Annotated in this window: 9 protein-coding genes; 5 read left to right on the forward strand and 4 right to left on the reverse strand. The window is 61.2% G+C overall.

Annotated features, from left to right (window positions below; translation table 11 throughout):
- Positions 1 to 163 precede the first annotated feature (163 nt).
- Entirely contained in the window at positions 164 to 1,375 is a 1,212-nt protein-coding gene (locus tag PMI24_RS16190; protein ID WP_007955711.1) for a pyridoxal phosphate-dependent aminotransferase, read from the reverse strand.
- A 225-nt stretch (positions 1,376 to 1,600) separates the two neighbouring features.
- Between PMI24_RS16190 and msrB the strand changes: the two genes are divergently transcribed.
- The 3 genes from msrB to PMI24_RS16205 all read left to right on the forward strand — a co-directional run bounded on the left by msrB (position 1,601) and on the right by PMI24_RS16205 (position 3,042).
- On the forward strand, positions 1,601 to 1,996 hold the full coding sequence (gene msrB, locus PMI24_RS16195) for a peptide-methionine (R)-S-oxide reductase MsrB (protein ID WP_007955712.1): 396 nt from the start codon (positions 1,601 to 1,603) through the stop codon (positions 1,994 to 1,996).
- A 102-nt stretch (positions 1,997 to 2,098) separates the two neighbouring features.
- On the forward strand, positions 2,099 to 2,584 hold the full coding sequence (locus tag PMI24_RS16200) for a glutathione peroxidase (RefSeq protein ID WP_007955713.1): 486 nt from the start codon (positions 2,099 to 2,101) through the stop codon (positions 2,582 to 2,584).
- Positions 2,581 to 3,042, forward strand: coding sequence for a MarR family winged helix-turn-helix transcriptional regulator (locus tag PMI24_RS16205; protein WP_007955714.1), 462 nt, complete (start codon positions 2,581 to 2,583; stop codon positions 3,040 to 3,042). The genes PMI24_RS16200 and PMI24_RS16205 overlap by 4 nt, the downstream gene beginning before the upstream one ends.
- Here PMI24_RS16205 and PMI24_RS16210 read toward each other — a convergent pair.
- Entirely contained in the window at positions 3,026 to 5,389 is a 2,364-nt protein-coding gene (locus PMI24_RS16210) for a response regulator (protein ID WP_443200798.1), read from the reverse strand. The two genes, PMI24_RS16205 and PMI24_RS16210, sit on opposite strands and share 17 nt — an antisense overlap.
- Before the next feature lie 124 nt (positions 5,390 to 5,513).
- On the opposite strand from PMI24_RS16210, the gene PMI24_RS16215 reads away from it, so the two are divergent.
- A complete protein-coding gene (locus tag PMI24_RS16215; protein WP_007955716.1) occupies positions 5,514 to 6,404 on the forward strand; it encodes an ATP-binding protein in 891 nt (296 codons plus the stop codon).
- The gene (locus PMI24_RS16220; protein ID WP_007955717.1) at positions 6,401 to 6,883 is read left to right on the forward strand and encodes a GAF domain-containing protein; all 483 of its coding nucleotides are present in this window, start codon (positions 6,401 to 6,403) and stop codon (positions 6,881 to 6,883) included. The genes PMI24_RS16215 and PMI24_RS16220 overlap by 4 nt, the downstream gene beginning before the upstream one ends.
- On the opposite strand, the gene PMI24_RS16225 is transcribed toward PMI24_RS16220, so the two are convergent.
- Together PMI24_RS16225 and PMI24_RS16230 are read right to left on the reverse strand one after the other, a co-directional pair.
- Positions 6,884 to 9,826, reverse strand: coding sequence for an HD domain-containing phosphohydrolase (locus PMI24_RS16225; RefSeq protein ID WP_007955720.1), 2,943 nt, complete (start codon positions 9,824 to 9,826; stop codon positions 6,884 to 6,886).
- Positions 9,827 to 9,874: 48 nt separating this feature from the next.
- A complete protein-coding gene (locus PMI24_RS16230; protein ID WP_007955723.1) occupies positions 9,875 to 13,519 on the reverse strand; it encodes a transporter substrate-binding domain-containing protein in 3,645 nt (1,214 codons plus the stop codon).
- Between the last annotated feature and the right edge of the window lie 6 nt (positions 13,520 to 13,525).

Below are 13,525 nucleotides of genomic sequence, written 5' to 3' on the forward strand. Positions count from 1 at the left end.
AATCCGCTATGGATGACAGGCACGCGGCACCCGGTCTCATTGCGTCAGGCACGCATGATTTGTATGAGTCGAAAGTGTAGAAGGTGCTGGAGGAGGGGCGGAGCAGAAGTGTTGCTGAATCAGACAGTGCGCAACGTTCGGGCCGTTGCGCACTGAGCGCCGGTTACTGGCGGTAGGACTTGAGGAAGTTGCCGATGCGACCGATGGCCATGTCCAGGTCATCGACCCGTGGCAGCGTGACCACGCGGAAGTGGTCAGGCCAAGGCCAGTTGAACGCCGTGCCTTGCACCACCAGCAGCTTCTCGGAGAGCAGCAGGTCGAGCACGAATTTCTCGTCGTTGTGGATCGGGCAGACTTTCGGGTCGATTTTCGGGAACGCGTACAGCGCGCCCATCGGCTTCACGCAGCTCACGCCGGGAATGTCGTTGAGCAGTTCCCAGGTGCGGTTGCGCTGTTCCAGCAGGCGACCTTGCGGCAGCACCAGATCATTGATGCTCTGATAGCCACCCAGAGCGGTCTGGATCGCATGCTGGCTCGGCACGTTGGCGCACAGGCGCATGTTGGCCAGCATGTCGATGCCTTCGATGTAGCTGTGAGCGTTGTGTTTCGGCCCGGAAATGGCGATCCAGCCGGAACGGAAACCGGCCACGCGATACGATTTGGACAGACCGTTGAAGGTCAGGCACAGCAGATCCGGGGCCAGCGAAGCGGTGCAGATGTGCACGGCGTCGTCGTAGAGGATCTTGTCGTAGATCTCGTCGGAGAACACCACCAGGTTGTGCTGACGGGCCAGTTCCAGCATGCCCAGCAGTACTTCCTTCGAATACACCGCGCCGGTCGGGTTGTTCGGGTTGATGATCACCATCGCCTTGGTGTTCGGGGTGATCTTGGCCTTGATGTCGGCCAGGTCCGGGAACCAGTCGGCGCCCTCATCGCACAGGTAATGCACCGCGTTACCGCCGGCCAGGCTCACGGCTGCGGTCCACAGCGGGTAGTCCGGCGCCGGCACCAGTACTTCGTCGCCGTTGTTGAGCAGCGCCTGCAGCGACATCACGATCAGCTCGGACACGCCGTTGCCCAGGTAGATGTCTTCGATGCCGACACCTTCGACCTGCTTCTGTTGGTAGTACTGCATCACCGCCTTGCGCGCGCTGAACAGGCCTTTGGAATCGCTGTAGCCCTGGGCGGTCGGCAGGTTGCGGATCACATCCTGGAGAATTTCGTCCGGCGCTTCGAAACCAAAGGGCGCCGGGTTGCCGATGTTCAGCTTGAGGATGCGGTGGCCTTCCTCTTCCAGGCGTTTGGCGTGCTTGAGCACCGGGCCGCGAATGTCGTAGCAGACGTTGGCGAGCTTGTTCGATTTGCTGAACTGCATGGCGATGTGATCCCGAAAATGAACGATCCAGGCGGCGGGTGGACAACCGTGCTGGGAATCCTGCGTCTTCACACAGGCAAGTGTCTCGAGCGGCGGTTTCCAACAATCCGTTTGAATGCGCAGGAACCCGCTGCCAGACTGGCGTGTGACGAGGCGCAATCATACGTGCCGCCCGATCCGTGGAAAAGGTACAGATCGGGCTTTTTCAGCCGCTGAGGTGTGATGATGGAAAAGATTGAAAAGACCCTGGAAGAATGGCGGGCGATGCTCGACCCCGAGCAATACAACGTGTGCCGTCTCAGTGCTACCGAGCGACCGTTCTCCGGTAAATACAACGCTACCAAGACTGACGGTATCTATCACTGCGTCTGCTGCAGCGAGCCGTTGTTCGATTCCAAGACCAAATTCGATTCCGGTTGCGGCTGGCCAAGCTTCTACGCGCCGATCGGCGAGAGCGCCATGACCGAAATCCGTGACACCAGCCACGGCATGATCCGCACCGAAGTGAAATGCGCCAAGTGCGATGCGCACCTGGGCCACGTATTCCCTGACGGTCCGCCGCCGACCGGCCTGCGTTACTGCATCAACTCGGTGTGCCTGGACCTGGTGCCGCGCGAGTAACCGATACGGGCGATCCACGGGTCGCCTTTCGAATAATTAAATTGCACACAATTCAATTGCTCGCTATTTTTGCCGTCTACCCATTTTTCAAGAGTGCGCACCATGAGCGATAACCTGCTGAACATTCCGTGCACCACCATCAAAGGCGAGCAAAAGACCCTCGCCGATTTCGCCGGCAAAGCTGTGCTGGTGGTCAATACCGCCAGCAAATGCGGTTTCACACCGCAGTACAAAGGCCTTGAGCAACTGTGGCAGACCTACAAGGATCAGGGCCTGGTGGTGCTGGGCTTCCCCTGCAATCAGTTCGGCAAGCAGGAGCCGGGCAACGAGGGCGCGATCAGCGAGTTCTGCGAGCTGAACTACGGTGTCAGCTTCCCGCTGTTCAAGAAGATCGAAGTCAACGGTAACGGCGCCCATCCGCTGTTCGTGCAGTTGAAGAAACGCGCGCCAGGCGTGCTGGGCTCCCAGGGCATCAAGTGGAATTTCACCAAGTTCCTGATCGGCAAGGACGGCCAGTTGGTCAAGCGCTTCGCCCCGGCCACCAAGCCGCAGGATCTGAGCCGCGAGATCGAAGCCCTGCTCAAATGAACAGCCTGTCCGCCGATTCGCTGAAGCTCGACAGTCAGCTGTGCTTCAAGTTGTATGCCGCATCGCGGGCGGTGATCCGTGCCTACAAACCGATGCTCGATCAGCTTGGCCTGACCTATCCGCAATACCTGGCGATGCTGGTGTTGTGGGAATGGCAGCAAACCGCGCCGGACCAACCGACGGTCAAGGCGCTGGGTGAACGTCTGGCGCTGGATTCCGGCACGCTGACGCCGTTGCTCAAGCGTCTGGAGCAACTGCAACTGGTCCAGCGTCAGCGCTCGGCCCGTGACGAGCGTGAGGTTCATCTGAGCCTCACGCCACAAGGGCTGGCGCTGCGCGAACAGGTTGGGCCGTTGAAGGTGCGGCTGTTGTGCGACAGCGGGGTGGATCTGGACCGGCTCAATGACTTGCGCGACGGTCTCGATCACCTGCTGGGGCAGATCAAAGCACTGTCGTAGTCGGAATCCACTGGTCCAGCAGCGCCGCCAGCTCTTCACGACGGAACGGCTTGGCCAGGTAGTCGCTCATGCCCGCCGCCCGGCAACGTTCGCGCTCCTCGGACATGGCGTTGGCGGTCAGGGCGACAATCGGCAGATGCGGCCAACGTCCGCTCTGGCGGATCTGGCGGCTGGCTTCGTAGCCGTCCATCACCGGCATGTTGCAGTCCATCAGCACCAGATCGAACTCGTCGTGTTCCAGCTGATCCAGCGCTTCCACGCCATGGGCGGCGACTACAACGTCGCAGCCGAGTTTGCCCAACATGCCCTTGGCCACCAACTGGTTGACCGGGTTGTCCTCTACCAACAGCACCCGACCGCGCCGCTGCGACGGCACGCTTTCGAGGCGTGCGCGGTCGATGGTGGTGAGATCCGGCAACAGCGTCCGGCGCAGATTCTGATACAGCGCGTTACGAGCCAGCGGTCGGGCCTGCTGTTGCAACGGGGCGAGGGCGGTGGCTTCTTCACCCGGCATGAAACTGCCGTAAGCAGTCACCAGCAGAATCGGTGCCGTCATCGCCGGACGCAGACCGAACAGGCATTCGGGACAGTCAGTGATGATGACGTCTGGGGACAGGCCGAGCGGCGGGTCGTCGAGGGTTCGTTGTTCGTAGGTCAGCCCCCAGACCGGCAGCAGGCTTTCCAGCAGTTCCGCCAGCCCGCTGACCGCGTTGGTGATCGCCAGCACTTTGCCGTGCAACGGTGGCGGAATCACCGCGCGGGTGTGGCAGGGCAGTGGCAATTCGGCGCAGAACTGACTGCCAAAACCCACTTCGGAACTGATGGTCAGACGCCCTTGCATGGCTTCGCACAGGTTGTAGGTCAATGCCAGGCCCAACCCGGTGCCGCCGTACTGGCGGGTGATGCCGGCACCCGCCTGGGTGAACGGCTGGAAAATCTTCACCTGCGCTTCCTGGGCAATGCCGATGCCGGTGTCGCAGACTTCGATCCGGACGCCGTCCTTCCAGGTGGACAAGCGCACATCGACCCGACCGAAACGGGTGAATTTCAGCGCATTGGACAGAAGGTTGCTGACGATCTGCCTGACCCGGGTCGGATCGCCGAGCACCAGCGCCGGGAAGTACGGATCGATCAGGCAAGTCAGTTCAACGCTCGGCGCTGCGTTCTGCGACAGCAGGTTGGCGGTGTCTTCGATCAGCGAGCCGAGATCGAACGGAATGTGTTCGAGTTCCAGTTGCCCGGCATCGAATTTCGACAGGTCGAGAATATCGTTGAGCAGCTCTACCAGCACTTTGCCCGAGTCGTGGGCTATCGACAGTTGTTGCTGCTGTTCGGCGTTGAGCGGGCCGTCGAGCGACAGGGCGATCATCCCCAGCAGGCCGTTGAGCGGGGTGCGGATCTCGTGGCTCATGTTGGCGAGAAAGGCCGAACGCGCTTCGGCCATGTCCAGTGCGGTACTGCGGGCCACTTCCAGTTCCTGGTTGGACTGGCTGAGCCGCGCGTTGATCGCCTTGAGCTCGGCGGTACGCGCCGACACGATGTCTTCGAGTTGTGCGAGGTAGTCGGTGAGGCGGTTTTCCGCGTTGCGCCGCTGCTGGATTTCTGTGGCGATGTTTTCGAACTGCTGGTTGGCGACCTTGACCAGCACGCCGATCTCGTCGTTGGCGTGCCCGCCCGGACATTCCAGAGTGGTCGGCTCGGCACTGCGCGGGTCGCGGCCGCTGAGTTCACGGATCACCCGCACCAGCGGTTTGGTCAGCATCACGTAGAACAGCGCGAGCAGGATCCCGGTGAGAATCAGGCTGCGGGCGAAACCGTTGAGCAACGTGACCTCGGCCCGGCGCAGGAAACGGCTGCCGAACGCGTAGGTGTCGACTTCCAGGCGCAGGGTGCCGAGGGATTCGTTGGGCAAGTGATCGAGGTAGAGGCGGTCTTCGAACTGGCGTTTGGCGCCGAACAGGAAGTCGCTGATCATCCGGTAACCGCTTTGCAGCTCCGGCCGTTTGACGTTGGCCAGTACCGTCTGATTGTTGTCGGTCAGTTGTGCGGAAATGATCGCCGGCGAGCGCAGCAGGCCCAGGGTCAGCTCCTGCGCCAGTTCGGCATCGATGTTGTAGGCGATGCGTGAGGCCGGGTTATGGCTGATTTCCAGCAAAGACAGGATTTCACGGTTGATGGACGCGTCTTCACTGGCATAATCGATGCCGATTTGCAGCAGGCTGAGCAGCGTGCCCAGAATGAACCCGACCAGCACGGTAAGCCGGGCCTGTTTGTACGACAGCCGGTGGGTGAATTTGATATCCATGGGGTGTTGAACCACTTCCGTTTCCCTTCGCTGCTCAAGCATAGTCGATCATGCACGGATTCCGGGGTTCCCGAAGCGCCTTGTAACAAGGCGCGGGACAGGTTTCGAACGCTGTCTGTCGTCGCTGTACCGCCATCATCACTGTGAACGAGCCCGAGGAGAAGACGTGGATTCCCGATTGAATGCTTTTCTTGAACGCGCCGAGTCGGTTCTGGCGCGAATCGAACCACTGCTGCCGGCTCCACGCCCGGTCATCGACTGGGGCACCTGCCTCGCCGCACGCTGGCAGCGTGACGGTCGCAGCGGTTATCTGCTGCCGCTGGAAGTCAGCCTCGACATGCGCCTGTCGGACCTGATCGGCGTCGACCGGCAGCTGGAGCAACTGGGCCGCAACACTCAGCAATTCCTCGATGGCATGCCGGCCAACCATGCGCTGCTGTGGGGTTCGCGCGGTACCGGTAAATCGTCACTGGTGCGTGCGCTGCTGGCAGAGCATGCCAAGGCCGGTTTGCGCCTGATCGAAATCGAGCGCGATCACCTGGCGGACCTGCCACGGGTGGTGGAGCAGATCGCCAAGCTGCCGCAGCGCTTTGTGCTGTTCTGCGACGACCTGTCGTTCGAATCCGGTGAAGGCGACTACCGCGTATTGAAAAGCGTGCTGGACGGCTCGCTCGAACAGGCGCCGGACAATGTGTTGCTGTACGCCACTTCCAACCGTCGCCATCTGGTGCCGGAAAAGGAAAGCGACAACGAAAACTGGAAGCGCGTCGATGGTGAACTGCATCCGAGCGAGGCGGTTGAAGACAAGATCGCGCTCTCGGATCGCTTCGGCCTGTGGCTGTCGTTCTATCCGTTTACCCAGGAGCATTTCCTCAACGTCGTCGAACACTGGATCGGCCAGTTGGCCGCCAAGGCCGGCCTGAGCTGGGAGCGCGACGAACAACTGGACATTCTCGCCGTGCGCTGGGCAACCGGCCGTGGCAACCGCAACGGACGTTGCGCGTACCAATTCGCCCGTTACTGGGTGGGACTGAAATTGTTGGAGCACAAGGCATGATTGATTTGCAACAGAGCGGCCAGGGCCTCGAAGGCTATGGCATGTTGGCCGCGCAACTGGAATCGCTGCTGGCGGACGAGCGCGATTTCATCGCCAACGCCGCGCAGTTTTCGGCGTTCCTGTTCAACCAGCTCGATGACCTGAACTGGGCCGGTTTTTACCTCAATCGCAACGAAGAGCTGGTGCTCGGCCCGTTCCAGGGCCAGATTGCTTGCGTACGCATTCCGTTCGGCCGTGGCGTGTGTGGCGCGGCGGCTGCCAGCCTGCAGACGCAACGGGTCGAAGACGTTCACGCGTTCCCCGGTCACATCGCCTGCGACAGCGCGTCGAACAGCGAGCTGGTCGTGCCGTTGGTCAAGGATGGTCGCCTGATCGGCGTGCTCGACCTCGACAGCCCGAAGCTCGCGCGTTTCGGTGCCGACGATCAGGCCGGGATCGAACAACTGGCGTCGATCTTCCTGCGTCTGACCGACTGCTGATCACGCCGCCAGGCCTGCCTTGAGCAGCACGGCCGCCGGGTCCACGGCATCGATCTGCCGTGGGTCGAGAAACCGCGTGGCGTACTGCAGATACACGCCATCGCGGATGAACAGCCCGAACAGCTCGGCATCGATGTGCGCCTCGCGGCACATGGTGGCCATGATCCCCAGCGCTTCACTGAGGGACTTGGCCTTTTTGTACGGGCGGTCGGCGGCGGTCAGGGCTTCGAAAATATCGGCAATCGCCATCATGCGCGCCGGCAGGCTCATGTCTTCGCGCTTCAGGCGCTTGGGATAACCGGTGCCGTCCATCTTTTCGTGATGCCCGCCGGCGATTTCCGCCACGCTGTTCAGATGCCCGGGGAAGGGCAGGTGGCTGAGCATCAGAATCGTCTGCACCATGTGGTGGTTGATGATGTAGCGTTCTTCGCGGGTCAGCGTGCCCCGGGGGATGCTCAGGTTGTACAGCTCGCCGCGATTGTATTTGTACGGCGGGACGTCGAGCTTGAAGCCCCACGGATTGTCCTCTGGGATGAGCTCGCCTTCGGCGCGTTCCAGCAGATGTTCGGGCTTGTCTGCCAGCAACGGTTCGGTGACCGGCAAGGCCGGTGCCGGGGTGCGTGACTGACGCCGGTTCTCTTCCCATGACAGGCCCAGCCGATCATCCAGCGTACGCGTCCATGGGCGTTGCGCAATGCCTTGCAGGCGTTGCAGGTCCGCCTCGGCCATCGCTTCACTGCCCAGATTGCAGTGGGCGACGAATGCAAAATCATCATCCAGTGCTGTCAGGGTTGCGTCGCGCAGCTCGGCCAGTTGCCGTTCTTCGCCGCCCATGGCCAGGGCTTGCCAGTAGCTGACCCAGGCATCGCGCTTGAGCACTTCGAAGCGGGTGCGGATTTCGTGCAGGCGATCGTTCAGGGTTTCCAGTTTGGTGGCTTTGTCGACCACGTATTCCGGGGTCGTGACCTTGCCGCAATCGTGCAGCCAGGCGGCGATGTGCAGGGCCTCCCATTCGTCTTCGTTCGGCTGGTAATCGCTGAAGGCCGGCGCCTCACTGGTTGCGGCGGCATGGGCGAGCATCAGGGTCAGCTCCGGCACGCGCTGGCAATGCCCGCCGGTATAAGGACTCTTGGCATCGATGGCGCCGGCCAGCAGTTGAATGAACGCATCCAGCAGTTGCTTCTGCCGGGCTTGCAGGCGCTGGCTTTCGATACTCACCGCCGCTGCCCCGGACACCGCTTGCAGGAAGGCAATGCGGTCGGGCCGCAGCTTTTCCAGATCACTCGCCGTGCCGCTGTCATTGATCAGCAGTACCAGCAGGCCGACGGTCTCGTTGTGCCGGTTATGCAGGCGGATACCGATCAGATGCACCCTCGGCGACTCCATGGCCAAGAGCACTTTCTGCAGATCGGTGGCCTGTTCGAAACCCAGATTGCTCACCACCGTGTTGGCGTTCGCCAGTTCCCGAAACCATTCGGGGCTCTCAGTGGCGTCAAGGTTGCGCCCCTGAATATCGAACGCGGCCAGGGCTTGGGACGCGCCGTCGACCACCAGCCCGTAGGGCTCCATGCGATTGCCATCGTTTTCGCGCAGATAAATCAGGCCTGCCTGGGCCTGGGCGATCTGCACGGTCTCGAAGAGGACTCGTTGCAGCAACGGGGCGAAGCGGGTTTCGGCGGTCAGGCTGTCGGTGATCCGGAAGAAACTGGCCAGCGTGTCTTTCATGCGGGCCATCGACAGACTCAACTGGTCGACCTCCAGCACCGGTGATCGACGGGTCACGGGAAAATTGAAATCGAAACTGCGAATCGCATCGGCCTCCTTGACCAGCGCATGCAGCGGCTTGACCAGTATTCGCGAGATCAGCCACCCGAGCGGCAGGCACAACAGCAGGGTGGCCAAGGTGATCAGCGCGCCTTGCCAGCGCATGCGATAGGCGTCGACCAGCAACTCGTCCTCCGGCACCAGCAACGCCATCTGCAAACCTTTCGGCCCGCCTTCCTGCAACTGGCTGCGGGCGACGATCCATAGTCGGCCATCGGCCTTGAGCCGATTGCCCTGATGGCCGGACAACAAGGCGCCAAGGGCGGGGCTCAAGTCGGCAGCCTTGGCCAGACGCGCCGTACGGTCATCGACGATCAGCCGGCTGCTGTCGGGGTAGGCCACGGCGTTGCCTTCGGCGTCGAACAGGACGATTTCCGTGGCCGGTGTCACCACGTGTTTGATCAGGGTTGCGGAGAGGGCGTCGAGGGTCAGGTCGGCACCGATCACGGCGTCTTCACCGCTGCGCCGGGCCAGTGTCGTGCCGACGTTGTGGGTGGAGAAAAAGACGTAGGGTTCGGTGGTGATCTGTTCGGTCTGTTGCCGCGCGTTGATGTACCACGCCCGGCTGCGGGGATCATAAGGATCGTCGGGGTTGTCCTGCCGGCCGACCGGAGACAGTACCTGGTCGAAGAACAGCGACTGCGAATGCGCCTGACCGCTGGCGTCATGTTCGATGCTCCAGACCTGAAATGCCGCGGCGTCGGGTGCCTTGAGCAGGGTTTTCAGCGCCGGCGTGCGCAAAGGACGGACCATGAAAAAATCGCCGTTGCCATAACCCAGGTACAGCGAGGCCAGATCCGGGTTGTCCGTCAGTGACTGGCTGAACGGCTTTAGCAGCGCCAGACGCTGTTCGAGGCCGGAAGAGCGGGCGGCGGGGGTGTCCGCCAGCAGGCTCAGCAGGTGCCGGATCGGTGCATAAGTGGCCTGCAGATCAAGGCGCACATCCTGCTCGATGCGGTTGAACAGTTTTTCGCTGCTCGACAGGATGATCTGTGTGGTCTGTCGATAGTTGAACAGACCCAGCACCACCCCGGTGAGCAACAGCAGAAAGGTGAACATGACGCTGATGTGCACATGCAGCGGAAACCGGCGTTGTTCCGGGCGCAGTGGGCTGGGCATTGCGGACTCTCCGTGTAGGTAAGCACACTGCTCAGCGTCCAAGCATAGTTAAGCCCCGGTCACTTTGCTCTCGCTGATCCGGTTCAGTTGCTGTTCCAGTGCCTGCTCCAGTTCCAGGATGGCGAGACGGCTGGCCTGGCAGCGACGCTCGATCTCATCCCCCGGCTGTGCTTGCAGGCACGCCAGCTCAAGCGCGTCGCAGCTGTCGATCAGGCGCGAAGCCTGGGCAATGCGCGCGGCGCCCTTGATCTTGTGGGCGATGACGGCCAGCGCGGGAGGATCCCGGGTGAGGGACAGGGCCTGCAATTCCTGGCGGTCAAGACGACTGCTGTTGAGCAGTTCTGCCAGCAAGCGGTGAGTCTGGGACGGGTTGCCACCGGTCAGCAGCGTGAGCCCTTGCAGATTGAACACCGGCGCACGGAACAGCGGCTGAATACTGTCGACCCATTGGCTCAGGCTGTTCAGGCTCAGGGGTTTGAACAGACACTCGTTCATGCCGGCCTGTTTGCAGCGCAGGATCTCCTCCGGCTGGGCATTGGCGGTGAACCCCAGCACCGTGCAGGCCGGACGACGGGTGAGTTTTTCGTGCTGACGAATTGCCCGGGTCAGCTCGTAACCGTTCATGACGGGCATGTTGCAATCGGCGATGACCAGATCGAATTCGCCATTTTTCCATTGTTCCAGCCCGCGCAAACCATCTTCGGCGATACAGAAACGATGACCGAGGTATTCAAGCTGTTGGCACATCAGCAGTCGGTTGGCCGGGTGGTCATCGACCACCAGAACCGTCAACGGAATGAGGGGGGCCTGAATCTGCGGTTCCTCTTCAGCTCTCGCCACTTGCGCAGGCAGGATCGCCACCGGCAGAGAAACAGTGACCTGAGTGCCGATTCCGGGGAGGCTGCTCAACCGCAGTTTTCCACCCATCATCTCGCACAGGTTGCGGCTGATGACCAGCCCCAGTCCCGCACCACCGACGGTTCGCTGCCCGCCGTTGCCGGCCTGGGCGAAGGGTTCGAACAGGCGCGACTGATCCTGCGTCGTGATCCCGATGCCGCTGTCCTGTACGGTCAACTGCATCACCGAGCGTTCGGGGTCATCCGTGGGTAGAACGTCCAGCGTGATTCTGATGTGTCCTGCTTCGGTGAACTTGATGGCATTGCTGATCAGGTTCGACAGCACCTGCTTGAAGCGCAGCGGGTCGAGGTGCACATCGACATTCAGTTCAGCGGGCGAGACGGACACGGTCAGTGAGAGCTGTTTCTGCCGGGCGAGACCTTCGAAGATTCTGACCACCGAGCCGACGGTATCGATCAGGTTGATTCGCTCGGGGTTCAGGCTCAGCCGTCCGGATTCGATGCGGGCAATGTCCAGGATGTCGCCGATAAGGCCCAGCAAGTCCTTGGCGGAGTGGTAGGCCGTTTCGATGCCCGAGCGATCCGGATGAGCCTGATCCATGCGCTTGAGCGTCAACTCGAGCATGCCGATCACGGCGTTCATCGGGGTGCGGATCTCGTGGCTCATGGTCGCCAGAAATGTACTCTTGGCCCGGTTGGCATCGTCTGCCCGTTCCTTGGCCGCGCGAAGTTCATCGAGCAGCTCGCGGCGCTCACTGATGTCGATCCAGCCGCCGATGATTCCCTGGACCTCACCGCTGGAGTCCCGGTACGGCAGGATCCAGTGATAGATCGTCAGGTGCCGGTTGCCGATCTGCAAGGGCCGGTCGAGGACCAGCGGTTTGCCCTCGGCCACTACCCGCTGATAGTCGGCCTGATACGTCAGAGCCTCGAAAGCATTGTTCAATGCACCCTGCATCACGCTTTTGCCAATGACGTCTTCGCGCCGGGCATTGAACGCCTGGAGATAACTGTCATTGCAGCTTTGCAGCACGCCCTCGCGGTCACGCACATAGATGGGGTGGGGTGTGCCGTTGACCAGTGAACCCATGAACTCCAGTTGGTCGTTCAAGGCCCGTTCGGCCGCCTTGCGCTGTTTGATCTGGCGGCGCATGTAGGCATTCCAGAACAGTGACAGCAGCAACAGAAGGCAGGCGCCGCCGATCACTTGATAGAAAAAACGCTGGTATTGACGCCAAGTGCCTTGCGAAACGCTCGAGTAACCCCGCCAGCGACCATTGATGATGCCCAGTTCTTCGGGGGTGATGCTCATCAGCGTCTTGTCGATGATCGAGCCCAGTTCCGTGTTGTCCCGGGCGGTTGCCAGCGAGAAAGCCGCCTGACGTGTGCCGATGGTGGTGGTGATCTGCAGTGGCTGTTCGAAGATGCGGGAGGTAATGAAGTAGTTGGCGATGACCAGCGAGTTCACGGCGCCCTCGACCTGACCTTCGTCGAGCAGAGCCACGGCGCTGAAGGTGTCCGGCGTTTCGATCAGCTGAATACGTGGAAATTCGGTGCGCAGGTATTCGATCATCGGATTGCCTTGGGCGATCGCCAGCCGTTTGCGCTTGAGCTGGCCCAAGTGCGTCGGGCTGTCGGCCGCTTTTCGGGTCAACAGCACGTAGGAGTTTTCCAGGTAGGGACGGCTGAAGGTCAGGGTTTCTTCGCGTTGGGTGGTGGGCAGCAGGGCGGCGATCAGGTCGGCCTGGTGATTTTCAATCTGCTTGATCATCTCTGCATCGCTGCGGCTGCGGCGTATCTCGAAACGCAGACCGGTGCGCAGGCGAATGAGTTCGAGCAGGTCGGCACTGATGCCGCGAAAGTTGCCATCACTGTCGAAGAACGTCAGCGGAGCGAAGGCCTCGTTGACGACCACACTCACCACCGGATGCTTTTTCAGCCATTGTTCTTCGCGTCGGGTGAGTTGCAGCTTCTGGTCGGTGAGCAGTGTGTCGCTGCCGACGCTCCAGCGTTTGGCGATGTTTTCGCGCTCGCTGCCGGGGACAGCCTTGAGTACGGTGTCGATGATATTGGCCAACTGCGCGTTGTTGCGATGCACGGCGAAGCTGAAACCGTGGGCCTCGTGCTTGCCGAAGTTGGCCATGCGGATGTTGTTCAGGTAACCCTTGCTGATCATGTAATGGGTGGAGATGGTGTCGCCGAGAAACACGTCCGCCTGATCGAATGCGACCGCGTTGATTGCGTTCTGGTAGGACGGATAGGACGTGATGAGGGCTTTGGGATACATCGCCTTGACCTCATCCAGCGGCAGATAGTGATAGAGCATGCTCAGCCGCAGACCGGCCAGGCCTTCGGTCAGCGAGCGGGTTTCGCCTTCGCGGGTCACCAGCACCGGCTGGTCGACGGCATAGGGTCGTGACAACACGATGTCAGGGTTCTCCGCTTCGAAACCGTTTGACGTACCCAGGATGTCGATGCTGCCGTCGATCAATGCCCGGATCGCGGCTTCTCGCGAGGCGAAGCGCCTGACCTTGACCGGCAGGCCGGTCGCCTGGCCAATCAGTCCGGCGTAATCCGCCGTGAACCCCTCGAAGTCGTGACCGCTTGTGGTCATGTCAAAGGGCGGATAGTCGGGAGCAGAGGCTCCCAGAATCAACTCATTGCGAGCGTGCAGCCACGACACTTGCGATGGCTCGAACAAGACCGGTATCGATCTGTCGGTCGAGCGCGCGAGCAGGGCAAAGTCCTGAAAACTGGGCGATGCAACTGTGACAGACGCGCTGAGACTCAGGCATGCACTCAATGCAATCAGAAAATTCTTTAAGCGACTGGGCATGTTGGC

Origin of the sequence: Pseudomonas sp. GM25 (genome assembly GCF_000282255.1) — a bacterium.
GTDB lineage: Bacteria > Pseudomonadota > Gammaproteobacteria > Pseudomonadales > Pseudomonadaceae > Aquipseudomonas > Aquipseudomonas aphyarum.